The organism is Candidatus Brocadia sinica JPN1, from assembly GCF_000949635.1.
Classification (GTDB): Bacteria; Planctomycetota; Brocadiia; order Brocadiales; family Brocadiaceae; genus Brocadia; species Brocadia sinica.
Genome location: NZ_BAFN01000001.1, coordinates 462,172 through 480,099, shown reverse-complemented (window position 1 = coordinate 480,099; position 17,928 = coordinate 462,172). Strand labels below are relative to the sequence as shown.

15 protein-coding genes are annotated in these 17,928 nt (G+C 40.9%); all 15 read right to left on the bottom strand.

What is annotated here, in order from left to right; all coding sequences use genetic code 11:
- Positions 1–77: 77 nt before the first annotated feature.
- A complete protein-coding gene (locus BROSI_RS02135) occupies positions 78–2,126 on the bottom strand; it encodes a peptidase U32 family protein (protein WP_052561938.1) in 2,049 nt (682 codons plus the stop codon).
- A 238-nt stretch (positions 2,127–2,364) separates the two neighbouring features.
- Positions 2,365–3,579, bottom strand: a complete 1,215-nt coding sequence (locus BROSI_RS02130) for a phenylacetate--CoA ligase family protein (RefSeq protein WP_052561936.1) — start codon at positions 3,577–3,579, stop codon at positions 2,365–2,367.
- 61 nt (positions 3,580–3,640) lie between these two features.
- Positions 3,641–5,860, bottom strand: a complete 2,220-nt coding sequence (locus BROSI_RS02125; RefSeq protein ID WP_052561934.1) for an efflux RND transporter permease subunit — start codon at positions 5,858–5,860, stop codon at positions 3,641–3,643.
- Positions 5,861–5,952: 92 nt separating this feature from the next.
- Positions 5,953–7,632, bottom strand: a complete 1,680-nt coding sequence (locus BROSI_RS02120; protein ID WP_157842324.1) for an ArnT family glycosyltransferase — start codon at positions 7,630–7,632, stop codon at positions 5,953–5,955.
- 91 nt (positions 7,633–7,723) lie between these two features.
- On the bottom strand, positions 7,724–8,305 hold the full coding sequence (locus BROSI_RS02115) for a choice-of-anchor V domain-containing protein (RefSeq protein ID WP_052561931.1): 582 nt from the start codon (positions 8,303–8,305) through the stop codon (positions 7,724–7,726).
- A 45-nt stretch (positions 8,306–8,350) separates the two neighbouring features.
- Positions 8,351–8,908 carry a DUF5666 domain-containing protein gene (locus BROSI_RS02110; RefSeq protein WP_157842323.1) on the bottom strand — a complete coding sequence of 186 codons (558 nt, stop codon included), beginning with the start codon at positions 8,906–8,908 and terminating at the stop codon, positions 8,351–8,353.
- Positions 8,909–9,006: 98 nt separating this feature from the next.
- The gene (locus BROSI_RS02105) at positions 9,007–10,116 is read right to left on the bottom strand and encodes a carboxypeptidase-like regulatory domain-containing protein (protein ID WP_052561923.1); all 1,110 of its coding nucleotides are present in this window, start codon (positions 10,114–10,116) and stop codon (positions 9,007–9,009) included.
- Positions 10,117–10,211: 95 nt separating this feature from the next.
- Positions 10,212–10,640: a hypothetical protein gene (locus tag BROSI_RS02100; protein WP_052561921.1), complete on the bottom strand. Its 429-nt coding sequence runs from the start codon at positions 10,638–10,640 to the stop codon at positions 10,212–10,214.
- Positions 10,641–10,665: 25 nt separating this feature from the next.
- A complete protein-coding gene (locus tag BROSI_RS02095) occupies positions 10,666–11,031 on the bottom strand; it encodes an SCP2 sterol-binding domain-containing protein (protein WP_157842322.1) in 366 nt (121 codons plus the stop codon).
- A 28-nt stretch (positions 11,032–11,059) separates the two neighbouring features.
- Positions 11,060–12,277, bottom strand: coding sequence for an SDR family oxidoreductase (locus BROSI_RS02090; RefSeq protein WP_052561917.1), 1,218 nt, complete (start codon positions 12,275–12,277; stop codon positions 11,060–11,062).
- A gap of 266 nt (positions 12,278–12,543) precedes the next feature.
- Entirely contained in the window at positions 12,544–14,028 is a 1,485-nt protein-coding gene (locus tag BROSI_RS02085; RefSeq protein WP_052561916.1) for an ArnT family glycosyltransferase, read from the bottom strand.
- Between the two features lie 39 nt (positions 14,029–14,067).
- Entirely contained in the window at positions 14,068–15,141 is a 1,074-nt protein-coding gene (locus tag BROSI_RS02080) for a GNA1162 family protein (protein ID WP_052561914.1), read from the bottom strand.
- A 78-nt stretch (positions 15,142–15,219) separates the two neighbouring features.
- On the bottom strand, positions 15,220–15,549 hold the full coding sequence (locus BROSI_RS02075; protein ID WP_052561912.1) for a lipid-A-disaccharide synthase N-terminal domain-containing protein: 330 nt from the start codon (positions 15,547–15,549) through the stop codon (positions 15,220–15,222).
- Positions 15,542–16,246 carry a glycosyltransferase family 2 protein gene (locus BROSI_RS02070; RefSeq protein ID WP_052561909.1) on the bottom strand — a complete coding sequence of 235 codons (705 nt, stop codon included), beginning with the start codon at positions 16,244–16,246 and terminating at the stop codon, positions 15,542–15,544. The genes BROSI_RS02075 and BROSI_RS02070 overlap by 8 nt, the downstream gene beginning before the upstream one ends.
- A gap of 98 nt (positions 16,247–16,344) precedes the next feature.
- Positions 16,345–17,694, bottom strand: a complete 1,350-nt coding sequence (locus BROSI_RS02065; RefSeq protein WP_052561908.1) for a sigma-54-dependent transcriptional regulator — start codon at positions 17,692–17,694, stop codon at positions 16,345–16,347.
- Positions 17,695–17,928 lie beyond the last annotated feature (234 nt).

Genomic DNA, 17,928 nt, shown 5'->3' with positions numbered 1-17,928 from the left:
ATGCCCTTAAAATTTTGGTAGCTGGGTTTGAGCAATGCTGTTGAAAAAGATTTTTTTCCTCCGGATATTTTCATTCGTCACTGTCTGATACTCTTCATTACCTCTGCTGTACTTTTTGAGTGAGTTATATCCTGCGCATAGCCGCCCAGGTTAAATCCCCTTGGACTATTTTCAGTTAATATGTCCCATTCACTTTCCTGTATCGGCAATGAAATACCAGGGTGTTCTGCATATATGCTTAAATATTTATGATACATGCTCACCAGGGTTTTTACCAAGGAGTCATTATAATATTGTGCCTCAATCCGTAATACTTTTGTGCCAGTCTGCACAAAGGAATGAAGGTATGGCAATACACAGATATCTCTTGCTAACAGGAGATGGGTACGGCAGTACTGATCATTTTCGATGGGTCGTACTTCTTCCCGTTCATCTCTGAGTGCGTATCCCATATATTGGCACACCTGTCGGCAGTGATCTTTTTTATGTGATTTAGAGGTCACCATGGCCGGGATACAGTGTTCGAGTATCATACCGGGAACTGGTCCATGAACGACACATTCTACGGGTAACGGCGCTTTGTAAGATAATTGTTTCAAATGTTTATAGGAACATTCCAGGGCGGCTGTGACTCCGGAGACTTCCAATTCTTCAAGAAGGTTGAAAGCTTGTACGTTCAGGACGTTTAATGAATAGTCTCCCAAAATATTTAATCCGAATTTCTTTGCCAGACGTATTGCACCCAGATTATGAACAAGCACATAATCGATACCTGATGATGCCGCCTGCTCAAATAACCATGCCATATCAGCCATCTCGCGGGAAGTAGTTATGCGGGGTGTGCCTATTCCAATGGTTTTCCCGGCATCATGGACCCTCTTGCATGCCTCCCGGTATGATGCCTTTGTCCAAAACTCTTTTTTCAATGGTGAGACTTCTCCGCTAATATAGATACGGTCTGCACCCTCATCCAACGCCGACTTCAGGGCGTTCATAGAGCTTATTTTTACTGATAATAGTGGATGTCTTATATCTGAGTGTGCCGTTTGAAAGTTGATTATTTCTTCTTTCTCAGTGTCCTCTTTAATTTGAAATTCAAAGGGATCAGTATAAATATCCTCTTTTGAAAGTGATGTCTCTTTTGCTGCACGGCTTAAGAAGAGGGGTTCACGACTCCCCGAGATATCGACAAGAGAAGCGGACGCAGGTGTGAATGCCATTGACGTTGTAAATTCGCGTACCCGGTGATTATAGAGTTGTTCATACTCTGTTGAATTTAGATAATAAGCTGCGGGATTATCAAGATAGGTATCTATTGCCTTACGATAGATGCCGACGACTTCTTTCAGGAAATCGGCATGTCTCATGCGACCCTCTATTTTAAAGGAGCATACTCCCGCATGAATAAGGTCAGGAATATGTCTCAAGAGGCACATATCCTTCATAGCCAGTAAGTGACCCGAAGGCAGGTCTCCTATGGGTTGTCCTGAAACACTTTCTACGAGGGTATAATGCCAGCGACACGGTTTCATACACTCACCGCGATTTGCGCTCTTACTGAAAAGCACGCCGCTGGCATAGCATTGCCCGCTCTGGCAAACACACAAGTCGCCATGCACAAAATACTCAACTTCAATTCCGGCCTTTTCCTGTATTTCCTTCACCTGGTCAAGGGAAATGTCCCGGGATGTAACAATACGGCTTATCCCCAAGTCTTTCAGTGTTAATGCGGATTCAATATTATGGATATTCATCATTGTACTGATATGGACAGGTGTGGGAATGCCCATCTTCCTGATCAGATTTAAAACACCCAGATCCTGGACAATAATAGCATCTACCTGAATTTCACTCAAAAAGTTAAGGAAGTGCCCTGCAGCGTTTATCTCATCATTACAGAGAAGATTGTTTACGGTAATGTACAGTTTCGCGTTCTTTGAGTGGACATATCGTACGGCTTCTACAATTTGTTCGTCTGTAAAATTGAAATCTGACCTGTGAAGCCGCATGTTAAAGCGCTTGCCGCCGATATATACTGCATCGGCGCCGGCATCTATTACAGCAGTCAATGCCTCCCAGCGGCCTGCGGGTGCAAGAAGTTCAATTTTGGTTTCTGATAATTTCATAACATCCTTTTTCTAAAAAATGTATTCATTTGCTGGTATTTGCTGGTATTTGCTGGTTCAATCGTCCTCGATTGAACCTAATCCGAACGAGTCGGAAAAGACAACTTTTTTAGACGGCAGACGATGGACGAAATGACGTGGGACGTCTGTCGTCTTTCGTCTGTCACCAATTTTCGCTAAAAATGTCAAAATTATTTTTGAAAGATACTAAATATACTGACCGCTGAATGCTTTCTTCCTAATATACTCCTACCTTTGCGTTTACTTCTAATCCGGTTAACAGCGATGGATTTCTGACACCGTCCTGATAAATACCGAGGGACTGTGCATTTTTGGTGGGCGCAATCCGTATGGCTTCATCTCTCTCAAACATGTTGGGAATGAAAAAGGACATGTCAAGTCGGTGACACACTACCTGGCCCTTTTCACCATAGCCAACTGTATGGGCAAGACGATTCCTGTCAGGATAAATACCGTTTCTTGTTGAAACGACCTGTAACGCCATGCGAGGTCCGGGAGGATAATAGTCCAGATCGCCATTCAAAGATGCTTCAATTTCCATACACAGACCAAACAGGGTATTTCCATACCCAGCAATGTGGACAGCGTATGGAAAAAGCTCACTTCGGAATCTTTTGAGTTGCTCCTGTTCAATGGCAACCCCGCCATAGTGAATACCGCGAATCTGCATTCTTTGCGCAAAATTCATTTCCTCAGCCAATCTGAGCAGCAAGGGAGGGGTTGAATAAATTACTTCGATACGTTGTCGTTTCACTATATTCAGCGCCTGCTCAAGAATATGGTTAAGATACCTCTTATATCCCAGGGAATCCTGCTTTAGTTTCTTTACCCATCGTGGATCCATATCAATGGAAAATGGGTCCATACTCCCCATACTCTGTGCCACAGGACCAACGGCTTTGCCTATAATGTGAGGGCCACTGGGACCTACCCATAGCCAATGAGCGCCCCGAGGAAATCCCCTGTATTCTGCGATGTACCGGAACCATTCCACGAATGTGACATAGAATTCTTTCTTCAAATAAGCCGTTACTTTCGGGAGACCGGTTGTTCCTGCCGTTTCCCCCAATATGAATTGTTCCTTATTTTTAAGGTGAATTTTTGGAATGAAATATTCTATCGGGTAACGCCGAAGGTCTTCTTCCTCCATCGGTCCCAGGATGTGCAGATCTTCCAGAGAAGAGATATCATTTCTCGCATTGATACCTAACTCCTTTTCCTTCTGGAGCCAATAGGGTGAGCCCATGTCAGGGTCAAAATGAATTGATATTACCCGTTTCACCCACTCATCTGCCGACATACCAAACCACTCTGCATCCTGAAGAATAGCTTTATCAGGCCGTCGGTCTAATCTGCTGAATTCACACTTGGTGAAAAGTCCAGAATTTATTGAAGTATTATTTTTATTGGTTCCTACTCCGGTTTGTATCATGGGAAAATTACCTTTTTCTAAAATTTGTAGGGGAAGGTTTGAAATCTCCCCTACGTTACGGTTAAAATTTCGGTTTAAACAGCATCAGGCAACTGGGAGATATAAATAAGTCGGATATGATTGCATTTAACATCGTTACGCTTGTGAGTATCCCAAAATATTGCACAGGTTTAAAACTTGAAAAAGAGAATACCATAAACCCAATAGCTGCTGATAAGGAAGTAAACAATGCCGTTTTCCCAACCCCTTCTAAGGTATGACAAATTGCCTTTGAAGCATCTCCGGAAACAGATAATTCTTTTTTAAAACGATAAAAGATGTGGATCGTGTTATCGACAGAAATCCCCAGCGCAATGCTGGCAATCATGACCGTTGCCGCATCAAGTTTCATGCCCGTGAGTCCCATCAAACCCAGTGTTATTGTACTGGGCAACAAATTTGGAATAACACTGATAAGCCCGATTTTTATGGATTTAAGAACGACTGCTGTTGAAATAAAGGTCAGCAAAAATGCCAGGGAAAAGGACTGTATCTCACTCCGGAGGATGTTATCCTGAACACTGATCAAAAGGGGAACTATCCCTGTGATATGCCATGTCAGCGCAGTTGTATCGAGATGTTTGTGAATGTATTCTTTTATCGATTTTATAACGGCCTGATATCGGTTCGAGCCAACCTGTTTCATCCGGACTGATATTCTTGCATCTGTATGTCCTTTTGTATACAGGCAATTGACATATTTATCACCATATACAGAAGCCAGTTTTACATAATCCATAGACTCTTTTTCAGTATCCGGGATAGCGTAATATTGTGGCTTATCATCATTCATAAGTTGATGCGTTTTCTGAATATAATTTGCCACAGAAAGCGAACCAGTCACTTCAGGTATTCCGTGAAGATATTTTTGGAGATCTACCAGATTGTTCAGTACGCCCGGCTGAAGTATGCTGATACCATTCGTTGCTTCAGCAACGATTTCTACAGGCAGCAAGCCCATGAGATGACTTTCGATATGGGCATTATCTCTTGCAATCTGACTATTTTTGGGGAAGGAAGCCATAAGGTCGGATTCTACCTGAAGTTTTGAGATGCCCCACACAAAGAATAAACCCACAACAAGGCCACTGAGAAGGACATATCCCTTGTAGTTTATGATAAAACGACCTAATCCTGATAGAAGCAGATCAAAGCCTCGTTTTCTATCATGCCTCTCTGCCAAAGAATTTTCAGATAATAATATATTTTCGGCATCAATAGACCTATGCGATGGGACAAAGGAAAGGAGTATGGGTATAAGCGTCATGCCGATAATAAAGGTAAGCGCTGCACAACCTCCCATAAACAAACCTGTGATGAAAACGGGGGGAATGCTGCTGGTTGTCAGTGAAACGAACCCAATAGCCGTTGTGATGCTGGTCATAAGAATTGGAATGCCGACGTGTCGTAAGGTATTATAGATAGCATCCTCTGTATGTGCGGAAAATTTACTTTCCCGGTAATAATAACTGATCAGATGGATCGAGGCAGAAAGAGCAATAATAAAGGTCAGGGGGAGGAGCATATTTGAAATCATATTCATCGTCTGGCCAAAAAGCACAAAACATCCGGTAATCCATATGATACATACCCCAACGGTCAACATGGGAATTAATATCCCTGAAATTTTTTTAAACAAGCATCCTAATACAATAATCGACATCGCAAACATAAGCGGCGTAAATTTAGTCATGTCTTGCTTTGACATTCGATCAAGTTCCGCGTTTACAACGGAAGGGCCTGCTAAATAATACTTCTGTTTTCTCTTCTCCGTGTCCGCCGGTCTGACAGTTGTTTCTTTAAGTACTTTTTTGACCTTGGACACTAATTGTTTTCTCGAATTCGGTCCTGCACATTTCACGGTAGCAATTATGGCTGTGGTCTTACCGTTTTGAGAAATAACAGTATTCTGATAGAGTGAATCTGTGAGTAGTTGCTGTTTAAAAATGTTCATGAAAGTACGACCCTGTTGAGACGCGATTTTTTTCTGAAAAACAGGAGATGTAATCTTATCTTTAAATACGTCGGCTATCGAGATTACCCTCCCAATACCATCCAATTTTTTTAGTTTTTCTGCAATTGTGTTAATGTATTGGATACGGTCTTTGGTGAGTATATTAACTGCACTGAAGGCTACAACTAAAAACTCCTCATCTCCGAATTTCTCTAAAAATACCTTATAATAATCCATATCCTTATCATTCTCTGAAAGCCAGATCTCGATGGAATTATCGGTACTCATTCTCATGGCGTAATAACCAAAAAATGTGGTTATGATGATTACACAGGTCAGAATTATTATTCTATATTTGAGAAGGATTCGGACGTATCTCTTCAATTTTTTATATCGGGAATTTCAAAATATACGGGGCGCATAGAATCTGTGTGATTGTTTCTTTTAAAAATGAGCGTTACTTGACGTTTTGTTGTGCAAACAGATAATGTGTTCAGTGAATCATCAAGCACATAATCCTTTATTTTTTCAAAAATTTTCTTCTCAACGATACAGAGTGGTTTGTGGTCAGGGGCATTCATAAAGGCCTTTAATTCCTGTATACTGTTGATCATCGGGACATACATGTTCAGACTCATATTTACAATATTCCATAAAGATCCCCCCAGTTCATAACCGCATATATGGTATGTATTCAGGTCACCCAAGTCTTTTTCTATCGCATAAGTCAGCTTTGTTCCAAAGGTTTCATTCCGTGAATGAATAGTAAGACAATGCACATATATTCCCCATCCTATGACGGTTATGAGCATACACATAGCAAAATACATATTGACTAGTCCATTCTTCTGACGGAGAAAGAAAAACACCTTCATTGCAATGAGAAGTATTATCAAGGAGACGAATATTCCAACCCAGGAATAGTTGAAAAAGTAGGCAGGCACAATAACAAGCAGGATTGCCGTCAGTCCGATCATGGTGAAAATAATCCAACGTACAGATGAGCGTAACCACGAAGGAAGTATGACCGACTCTTTTAATGTATCTTCAATGAGAGCTGCCATTAAGATCGATAATGCGGGATAAAGGGGGAGCATATACCGCGGGTGTTTTGCCTTGGCTACACAGAGAATTGTAAAAACGAGTATGGCCCAGCAGAAAATGAATGTAATGTATTCATCTCCCAGGCGCCATTTTTTATAGGCATAGATGGCGGCTAATGGGATGAATAATGACCACGGGAGGAAATCTGCCCAAATATTCACAAAATAATAATAAAAAGGTTCGCCGTTATTTACAGGTTTATTAACCCGAGTCAAAAATTCTCTCTTTATGGCAGTTATAAAAGGTTCAAACCCTACCTTTAAGCAATATGCGATACAAATGCCGACCATTATTATGATGAGGATACTACCCCATTGCCATTTCAGTTCTTTGAAGGTCTTCAAATTCCTTTGGAAAGCCAAAAAAGCGACAATAATACTGAGGATAAAGATAATTCCCAGCGGCCCCTTCGTTAAGGTGGCAAAGAACATGGAGAGATGCATACCGATATAAAATTCCTTGTTTTGTTTGTATCCGAGGTAAAAGGAAAAGAGGGCCAGTGTTATAAAGAGGGTAAAGAGCATATCGGGGAAGGCAGACCGGCCATACCAGAAATATCTATGAGAAGTAGCAAGGATAATAGCTGCGATGAAGGCAGCGCGTTGATTATAGAATTTCTGGGTAAAGTAATAAATCACAAGGATACTTGAAAAGCCTGCAATGGCGCTAGGTAATCGGGCGGTAAGGGGGGTTACTTGATGTCCGATGGAAGAAAAAAGGGCAATCAACCACATCAGCATGGGTGGTTTATTCATGTAGATTTCGCCATGTTTATGGAGCACTAGCCAGCTTCCTCCTTGTATCATCTCTTGGGTAATCTCTGCAAACCGACGAGCGTCCTTAATCTCAAAACTCCTGCTGCCTAATTCAAAAAAGAAAAGAAAGATACTTGCACTCACAAGGATACAAAACAAATGATGTTGTTTTAAGAATGCATGCAATCGATTTGTTTCCATCGGTAAAATTTCATCCCTTAATTTATTATTTCTTACCGAAACTCCGAATAACAGGCACAAATGTGCAAATTTCATCAACACTCAGCTTCTTTTAAGGCGCAGGAGATGTTTCTGCGGTAACGGTATAAATATAATCATCGGTAGCGGCTCCGTCCCCGTTTGCTTCGCATCCAGCCGCATAAAATGTGATTGGATCAGTGGCATCGCTGGGGGCCTTCCACTTCAGTTTCCAGGTTTTCTTTTTAATGCCTTTGAAGGTATGCTCGATATATTTACCCTTGTCCGCCTGCTCCAACCCCCGGGAGTCGTTCGGTGGAATAACCTGGGTAGTATTTCCTATTTTTTTGAACGTTCCAACCCTGTTGCCGTTGGCATCCAGCGCCGTCATCTCGAATCCATGCATTTTCCCGTTGGAATTACTAAAGGAAACCTTCAATTTTACCATCTTGCCAGGAGTATAAACGGTGGGGACAGTTATTGAAAATATTGCGTTTCCCGAATCAAGGCTAAAGGAATTGTGACAACCGTCTGCACTACAAGTACCGTGGTCATTTGGGGCGCCGGTGCAGTAAGCGATAGGACCCACCGCCGATGCGAATAAAGTATTCGAAAGAGTACCGTATAGGGCAACACTCAATCCAATACAGAGTACAGTTTTTTGTAAATATTTCATTGGACTATTCCTTTTTAAAAATTGTAAAAATAAGTTACTTGCCTATTAGTGACAAAAGTTACAACTCTCAGAACGTATGATCATTTTTTTTGCGACCAACTGGCTATCCTTGGCTGTAACATATACATCAACACTGACGCCCGAACGCATAGTATCAAACGAAATCGTTCTTCCACCCATGATAACACCCGGTAGATTGCCAGCATCTACCGGTTGACCCATAATGAGAAAGGTATCTTTCGAAGTGTTTACCTTTTCTGTTTTTCCCGTGATTTTGCCGTCATATTTTTTATTTAGTTTTACAGGGTCTTTAATACGTATTGCTTCGATGACGCCTGAATCATCGGCGCTGCCCGTAATCTTAATAATGTCACCTTCCTGAATATCCGAAAGTATTGCATTATCAACCCCCTTTACCTTTATCGTTGCAGTACTGGCATCCACTTGTACAAGATTATCTATTATCGTGATCGCTCCCGTACTTTCATCCAGGCTGCTTACTGTCCCCACGATTTTGTCTTTTGCGGATGCCGCTGCCGGGAGGATAGCCCCCGTTGTAAATATACCAGCAATAAAAGCCCCAGATACAAAACATTTTTTCATCTGCGTAAACATACATCCTCCCTTAAAAAGAACCAATATCCATGCAATTTATCATCATTACAATTACTGACATCTTCATTATGCAGCAGTCACAATTACTATTTCTTCTTGATCGTAATTTCCAGAGGTATAACGTTGCTTTGATTCATTTGATAGCTTTGTTTGTAAGTTTTGTAACCCTTCTTAGAAATTTTCAAGATGTACTCTCCAGCCTTTACCGATTTCATTACGAATGTACCCTCAGCATCAGTGACTGCCTTGTATCTGACACTTCCATTCTGGCGGAGACTGACCCTGGCTGCTGATATCGCTTCCCCAACAGAAGATACCTGGCCGGAAGAAAACTCTTGAGCATTATATTTGACGATCCATTTTTTCATTTTTTTGTAATCACTGCGACTATTAAGATATTTCCACATAGTACCTATACTCGAATTTTTATCAACCCTCTTTAATAAGAGAGAATCGGCACTTCCTGGTATTACCAGTCTTGGATCTGTTACCTCAGTATACGTTGTTAATGGAACGTCACTTTTTATTCCTCCTGAGCTATGGCAGATAATGCATTTTGCATCAAGAATTGATTTTATGTCGCCGTTATAACTTATTTCCGAAGATACTCTCCCTGATGCGGCCTCAGTTACCGTGCCGGTCAAGTCAAGATCATTCGTGCTGATAAAGACCCTTCCGGCAACGCCAATCACATGGCAACTCTCGGCATTACAACCGCCATCAGGGGCTGGGATAGGCATTTTTACCTCGCGACCTCCATACAATGCTGATATGATAAAGGGGGCATTCAGGGTCTTCTCAGAATAAAAATTCCCTAACCCATCAGACCTTAAAATGGTTGTGGTGCCGGTCGCATCTATTACCTTTATTTCCGCTCCCGTTCTCCTGGCCGTACCATCGGCATCGGTGTAAATCGTTCCACCAACAGAAAAATGATGCTCATTGCCATTGGAATGACAATCGCTGGTCAGACAATTCCTCCCTGCATTGTGGCTTTCATCGTCATCCTCTCCATCGTCGTCATCTCCTTCACTCTCGTCATAATCTTCTTCATCGTCCTGGTGAAAAAAACCATTATCGTAATCAATTTTTACTTTATCGGCAAAAGATATCCCATTTCCGTTCAGTAGAAAAATGGTTATACCTAAGAGACAAATAATGTATTTTAAGAACCCCTCGGTGATTAAATATCGCATAATGCAATTCCTCGGTAAAGGACTTTCGTTGCTTGTAAAAAGAATAAGATGTACTAAATATGAGTCCAATTGTGACATCAGAAAAGGTATTAGCCCTAAGATGCCTTTTTGGCAGTTTCCCGATCACATTCGTTTTCTCTGTCCTCTTCGTTATAAACATCGATGTCTTCTTCGTCATAATGGCTACCATCATCATTGTCCCAGTGGTGATCACTCACAAAATAACTATAGGAATATTCCCTACCCTGAATCGCACTGTTTTGAAAAGGGCTATTTAAACAACGAAAAACACTTTTATCATTACTGCCGCTACTACCATTTCCTGTGACTTTTATAGTGCAGGGAGTAATTGCAACCGCTTTATTTTCGGCATTTTTCTGGCCTGCACTGGAATCATCAATGATCGTGAATGTTTTTAGAAAAAAGTTACCAATCGTCAGTACCACTAATACCAACGATATAATTATTGATATTCTTTGCATAAATAACGAGGTCTTGCCAGATAATAGTAATTTTTGTCTCATACGACGCTCCTTTACATAATACATATCAGAGGTAATTAACCAGGATATTCATCTTTAGCGCTAACAGCATGTTTCCTTTTATATCAACCTTTCCTGTGAAAAATGCCTTTTGGGGCGTTATTTCACGCCTGAGAATGGAGAGAAATGTATTGCTGTTCAAGGTAAAGGTACACGTGGGTTTCTCCAGCGCCTTTTTTGTTACTTCCTTTACGAAACCGTTTTCTATCACAATGTTCCAAATCCCGTTTCCATTATCCGTTATCTCGAATTGGATGATAGCATTAAGACTGGATATTTTGGGAATTGTGCAATTATTTACCCTGTCTTTTAACAATCGGTTAAAGTATTCGATATGAGTTATATTTTCTGGGATTTCCGGTCTTTCTTTCATTTGCATATATTATGCGCTTTGAGAATTGTCACACAACTTTGATACTGTCAACCAGTTTGCATGACAATTCATTTTTCTCAATTTGTTTTTTCTTACCCCAATTTGTATCAATAGCATACTGAATAAACAGGTTGATGAGTTCCTGGGTAATCAAAGGGCACTCGATCGCTGTACCGCTCAATAGTTTTTTTGTGTTCGTGGAATCAAAACAAGGTTCTCCAAACAGATATGGTTGGAAGGCCTCAGTTCCCTGCAAAAATAGTTTTTCCAGCAAGTTTTGTGGCCGGGCCTGGAATTCATATATGGGCGCGATCTTTATGCGATGGATACCTGTTGCAACCGTCATCCACTCGGCAAGTTCACCGAGTGTGGGTGGGGATGGATTTACGATGTGAAATATCTTGTTTATACTATTCGCCTGTCCGGAGATGGCAACGATCGCATGTGTGACGTAATCCACGGGTACCAGGTTTATCGTGGCATGTTTATCGCCGGGAATTCTCAAAGATGGAGGATGGCCGATATCGTTTCTGCTGCTACACTGTGGATCTTTGTAATTATTTCGCATTTCATAATTTTTAAGACGGTTCAATCCCTTGCCAAATACATAAATGCTATCGTAATTACGGGTAAAACCGGTTTTGGAATCACCTACAATAATACTCGGACGATAGATCGTCGTGGGTATAGTATATTTGTTCGTAAATTGCTGCAATAATTTCTCTGCATCAAATTTTGTTTTTTCGTAATTATTATTAAATGTCTGTCTTTTCTCCAGTTCATGCTCAAAGACTGTATCACGCCTTGTCCCCGCGACATAAGCCGTGCTAATATAATGAAGCCTTTTTGGTTTGTTTGAGAGACAAAACCATAATATGTGTTCAGTACCGTAAACATTGGTAGGCACCAGCGTGTTGTCTGACCCATTGCAGAACTTTGTTGCAGCGGCACAGTGAAATACCTCATCAACGGTATCCGATAATCTTGAATAATCCTGTGCATTGAGTCCAAGGCGCTTTTGAGAAACATCCCCATCAATTATTTCAATACGGTCAGAGAGTGTGTCAAACACGGATTCCGTGGCCCCAACCAATGGGAACACTTCAGAAATCCTTTCTTTCGCCTGTCCACTTGCTGAATTTCTGACAAGAAGTTTGAGGTAAAAACCTGCCTCAAAAAGTTCTCTGGTTAGGTAATTTCCTAAAAATCCTGTTGCGCCTGTTATGAGTATCGTTTTTTGTTTCATTATCTATTATCCAAACTGTTCTGTGTTTGATGAATGCTTCCATGTCTTTCACGGCGAGATGTTAAATCAAACGTTAGACACTTCGCAACGGATGTACCAAGTATTGTGGAAAAGCGAAATAAAGGTGGGAGTATGCTGTAAATATTTGAAATGTAATAAGGTTATGGTCAAACAAGTTTTTGCCTCTTTTGATGTAAGGCCAGCTATGTCTATAAACTTATGTAATATTTACATGTAATAATTGTAATTCTTACAAAAGTATCAATCTAGAAATGATGCCCGACTTGTGGATCGGTCAACACATAAAGCTGCAACCCTTCCCTTGTGCTATCGGTGTATGGGTTTCCCTTGAACTTTATCATAGGTGGGTTTGTTATGCCGAATTGTTTCATTTCTCCCGATGTATGAACCACGAGAATATCTCGGGGTTTACCTAATGAGGACAATAAGTCACTATTTAACTCTGTTCTATCTCGTACCGTTCTCACGTCCCATTGAGGAGCATAATAATCAAAGAATCTTTTCTCGTTGTTACAGTAGATTCTTGTAGAAATATTATTAAATTGCCTTTCAATAAATTGGATTAATTGTATTGGCGCCGGGACATTATTATGATATTTGACAACTAATTTGAACGATAGTACTGACATACTAACAATCAGTGTCAAGGTAAAAAGCAGAAAAACACCCTTGTAATCTTTTTCCTGGGCTTTGCATAATCCGTATGCAATCAGTATCAGTATCATAGGTATGATTGGCATTATATGCCTCGGATTTGCCACGTTTTGTCCAAGAATCACCCAAAGCAAATAAGGGAAAACATATAGTCCTAAGAACCATCCTCGACGGTCAAAGTGATAATACTTGAGGAAATAAAAAAGGGAGATTATGATAATCATGGAGGGGATCGATCTCAAAAACGAGGTATCATACCACCAGCCACCCAGCCCACACACCCATATTGACTTCATAAGACAGACGATCCGCTTTAATCCACAAAAGGTGAATATCGAGCCACCCCAATCGGTAAAATGTCCATAGGAAAATAAAAGGCCATTTTGAAAAAAAGAACGACAGCCTATGTATCCGATTTGTGGGAAAAGCCAGAAAAAAATACCAGCAACTAATCCCATGAATCCATACAAAATGACCTGTGTCTTAAGGTTCATTCTTTGAACAGCTAAATAGAATAAGATGCCTATCAATAATACAATGAATGGAAAATTAGAAAGCCGCACACCGAGTCCAAGACCTAAGGCCAGACCGCCCCAAAAAAGGCAGTATTTGCTATTGGAATTCGTAAGCATCGGGTTAAATGCCCGATACAAGAAATCGGCGGATAGCGTTACAAAAAATAAGCCCATAGCATCGGAGGTGGGCCTTTCGGCTTGTAACCAACACAATGGATTGATGAGATAAAGAATTGCCGTCAGTGTGGCAACCTTTTCAGAAAATAACTGTTTGGCAAGGGAAAAAAGCGGGTAGATCGTAAGACTACTAAAAAAAACACCGGGTAATACCAACGCCCAAGCCTCATCAGCGAAGAATCTGAAAAATAGTCGTGAGATAAATATATAAACAGGATAACCGGGAAAGTGTGGCTGAAGGAGGGACAGATCGTAATCTCTGATCCCCAGGGCAAAGTCTACGCTGTCACAACAGTCAAGATATTTGCCTCTAAAACACAGTCGTAATAAAAAACAAACAAAAAACAGAAGGCTTACCCTGCATCGAAAATTTATATACTGCACGTTTGTACTAATTTTATTTGTTTTGACATGAAAATACGATTAATCTCTTTTAAATGAATCTGCTTTTGAAATGGTTAATGGTATGATAATTACCTGCCCAACGGGAAGATCCCTGATGTCTTTTATTTCATGCTTATTGGCATCGTAGACTATTGTCCATCTTTTCCCGTCATCAAAGACCTTGGAGGCAAGTTCGTAAAAACTGTCACCCCACTTTACGCGATAGACCGTCTTCTTATGTTTGTTTCTGTCTATCTGTTGCGATTCTTCAATATCTTTGAGGATTGGCATATCAGGGATGATCAGTTCTTGTCCAACTTTTAGAGTAACATCTGATACATCTTTATTGGTTTCGCTGATTTCCTCTGCTCTGGAGGTGTCATCATAAAATTTTTCAGAAATACTCGATAAAGTGTCTCCGTCTTGTACCCTATAGTAAACCCCCATTGAAGGTCCATCGGATTTGACGGAAATCACATTGGCACTAATGGGGGAGTCAAAATCTTTATTCGGGATACTGGCAAGAAATTTTTTTACGAGCCGGTCGGCAGTGTCTGCAATTACCTTTTCTCGTACATTGATTGAACTTTCTATCACCGCTTCTGGTATGCTGAAGGGCGAAACGGGTATGGCATCACTATGAGTCTTTTCAGTATGATCTGCCTGCCATATCACTTTAGAAGACCTGGCATCTACCATCTTTAGCTCTGCCCCGAGTACCACCTGGGAATATACGCCGAAAAATTTCTTACAACACTTGGTAACCGTACCGTAAATGAGGGCATCTGCCTTCACGATCCGTCCCACTTTGTAGACGTCTTCTTTGTCGAGGTTGGAGGTATCAATTGAAGCGAGATTGAGCCGTTCGTCGATCTCCTCAAGTTTGAGGAGATTGTAACCTTTTATACTGATGTTGGTAAAAAAACACTTACGCAGTACTTCTTCTGCCCCTTTTTTCTCGCATTTGTTCTTAAATGGCAGAATTGCTACAGTGGTGATTTTATTTCTATCTGACGTCAGGCGGGTACTAATGTGTGGAGTGGATTGTTCCTGTAAATAATTACAGGACGATATGGTAAAAAGTACGATAAAAGCGAAAAAATTTTTTTTCACTTAATTGGTCAATTGCATTCGAAAATTTTAAGAAATTGTCAATTTTACAGGCAAAATTATATACGTTCGGTAGCAAAGTTATTCTGTAAAAGTCTTTTGCAATCCGAATCCCTCCCCAGCAGACGCGGACAGTATTCTTTTCTTCTTATAGATCAGCATAACATTGCGTACATAGATAAAAAGCCCTGAACATTGTCCCATAATAAATACAGGATCACGCCTGTAGATTGCATATGTTAACAATACGGCGCTGCCTCCCATACTCAAGTACCAGAATACCTCCGGGATGATACTTTCACCACGCCTTTCCGAAACAAACCATTGCACAAAAAATCTGGACCCAAACAGAAGTTGCCCAAGAAAACCTAAGATTACCCAGGCGTTGATATGTGTTACAAAATTAGTCATTATCTATCTCATAATTCAGTTTACGTTTTTTCATCCATCGTACAACCAACAGATCTCTGAAAGCCCTGAGTGCCCTGTTGGATATACCGTACTTCGATTTTCCGAATTTCCTTGGATAGTGGTTTACCACAATTTCGGTAACAGTAAAGCCTTCCATTTTAAACAGGGTTGGCAAAAACCGGTGCATGCCATTATATAATTTGATTCGATAAAAACATTCTCTCCGGTAAGCCTTCAGGGAACATCCCGTATCTTTGATATCTTCCTGTGACAGTTTGTTTCTGATAAAGTTTGCTACTTTGGACGAGATACGTTTGATCCACGGGTCGTTCCTCTTCTGCCTCCACCCGCATACCATATCATAAGTATTGAGTTTTTCAAGCAATTTTGGAATATCAGCAGGGTCGTTCTGCATATCAGCGTCCATGGAAACCACATATTTCCCTGATGCATGTTTAAAGCCGGCGTCCATGGCTGCCGTTTGGCCAGCATTTCTCTTAAAGTGAATGACGCGAAAATTTGTATATTTGGCACACCATTCCTTCAATTTTTTGGCACTTCCATCTGTACTCCCATCATCAACAAGGATTACTTCGTAGTTCTGTCCTTGCATAATATTGATGATAGAATGACCAAGAGGTTCGATATTATCGACCTCGTTATATACGGGAATAACAATAGAAATATCCGGATTCACCGATTGCCTTTTTTAGTATTATTGTAAAAAAACATCTTTTTTGTAGCAATTGCAATGTAATTATATATGAAAGTTTATTCAATTATCAAAAAAATTCATTACAAATCAATATGATAAGCTTTCAATTTATTATATAGCGTTTTCAGAGATATACCAAGGGCTTCTGCGGCAAGGGTTTTATTCCACTGTTTTTCATGTAATACCTTAAGTATATGCTTCTTCTCCACCTCCGAAAGGGTTCCTTCTGTGCGCTCGGTTGCGTTCCGGGAAGGGGATACTCCGCGAATGTCTTCTGGTAAATCCTCAATGGAGATGTTCTCGCCTTCCGCCAGTACTACCAGACGTTCCATGGTGTTTTCCAGTTCACGCACGTTACCTGGCCAGCTATATTGGGCCATTGCCGTTAATGCTTCTGGAAGTATTTTCTTTTTCGGGACATTCTGGCAAAAATTCTGGAGAAAATGGTCGATTAAAAGCGGGATGTCCTCTTTCCTTTCTCGCAGGGGCGGAAGAGATAAAGTAATCACATTTAACCGAAAATACAGGTCTTCCCTGAATCTTCCATTTTTTGCTTCTGTAGCCAGATTTTTATGGGTAGCAGCAATTATACGGGTATCTACGGTAATTGCTTTATTGTCACCGACACGCCGCACCTCGCCTGATTGCACGACGCGAAGGAGCTTTGCCTGTGTGTTAACGGTGAGTTCTCCGATCTCGTCCAGAAACAGTGTGCCTCCGTCTGCCGCTTCAAATAAACCTATCCGTGATTCTGTGGCGCCGGTAAATGCCCCTTTCGTATGTCCAAAAAGTTCACTTTCTAATAAAGTTTCCTGCAAAGTAGCACAGTTAATCACCACGAATGGTTTGTTTGCCCGTGTACTACGCAGATGAAGTGTCTGAGCAATGAGCTCCTTTCCTGTGCCACTTTCACCCTGGATCAGCACAATGGAATCTGATGGAGCCACCTTGTCGATCATTTTATAAACAGTATTCATTGCGATGCTGTTTCCGATCATCGCAGGGATTTCCCGGACACCTTTTACCAATCTCCTGAGATGTGCATTTTCTCTGCTTAACTGCCTTTTTTCTAATGCTTTTTGCAATAGTACGTCAAGTTCGCTCAAACGGCACGGTTTAGTGAGATAATCGTACGCGCCTAATTTTATAGCTTGAACGGCATTTTCAATAGAACCTTGCCCTGTCAAAACAATCACCTCTGTTGTAGGCTCCGTTTCCTTCACCTTTTTCAAGGTCTCAATTCCATTCATCATGGGCATATTCATGTCCAGTATGACCACGTCAAAATCGCGCTCCTGCATGTTCTTTAAAGTTTCCGGCCCATTAGTACAGCAGGTCACATTGTATCCCATACGGGTGAGTTCCTTTGCCATGATATTCCGGAACGTATTTTCGTCGTCTGTAAGCAGGATGATAGGTTTTTTACTCATGATGTTCTTGTATTCGAAATTGAATAAAACTTAATATTACAATTAGTATCAAGGAATTTCAAAGTTTACCCCGCTTGTTCCCAAACTCTGTTTGGGAATACCAGGTTACCATGAAACTCTGTTTCATGGATGCCTGCTTAACTGTTAGAAACTTTATCGATTGATTTCTCGAAACAGAGTTTCTGATCCATTGCGTTCCCAAACGGAGTTTGGGAACGAGCAGTCAAAAGTTGC

Coding starts and splice junctions, on each gene's coding strand:
- BROSI_RS02110 (WP_157842323.1), bottom strand. CDS start 8,908: ATGAAAAAATGTTTTGTATCTGGGGCTTTTATTGCTGGTATATTTACA.
- BROSI_RS02065 (WP_052561908.1), bottom strand. CDS start 17,694: ATGAGTAAAAAACCTATCATCCTGCTTACAGACGACGAAAATACGTTC.
- BROSI_RS02125 (WP_052561934.1), bottom strand. CDS start 5,860: ATGAGTACCGATAATTCCATCGAGATCTGGCTTTCAGAGAATGATAAG.
- BROSI_RS02095 (WP_157842322.1), bottom strand. CDS start 11,031: ATGAAAGAAAGACCGGAAATCCCAGAAAATATAACTCATATCGAATAC.
- BROSI_RS02120 (WP_157842324.1), bottom strand. CDS start 7,632: ATGGAAACAAATCGATTGCATGCATTCTTAAAACAACATCATTTGTTT.
- BROSI_RS02105 (WP_052561923.1), bottom strand. CDS start 10,116: ATGCGATATTTAATCACCGAGGGGTTCTTAAAATACATTATTTGTCTC.
- BROSI_RS02135 (WP_052561938.1), bottom strand. CDS start 2,126: ATGAAATTATCAGAAACCAAAATTGAACTTCTTGCACCCGCAGGCCGC.
- BROSI_RS02075 (WP_052561912.1), bottom strand. CDS start 15,549: ATGACTAATTTTGTAACACATATCAACGCCTGGGTAATCTTAGGTTTT.
- BROSI_RS02130 (WP_052561936.1), bottom strand. CDS start 3,579: ATGATACAAACCGGAGTAGGAACCAATAAAAATAATACTTCAATAAAT.
- BROSI_RS02090 (WP_052561917.1), bottom strand. CDS start 12,277: ATGAAACAAAAAACGATACTCATAACAGGCGCAACAGGATTTTTAGGA.
- BROSI_RS02115 (WP_052561931.1), bottom strand. CDS start 8,305: ATGAAATATTTACAAAAAACTGTACTCTGTATTGGATTGAGTGTTGCC.
- BROSI_RS02100 (WP_052561921.1), bottom strand. CDS start 10,640: ATGAGACAAAAATTACTATTATCTGGCAAGACCTCGTTATTTATGCAA.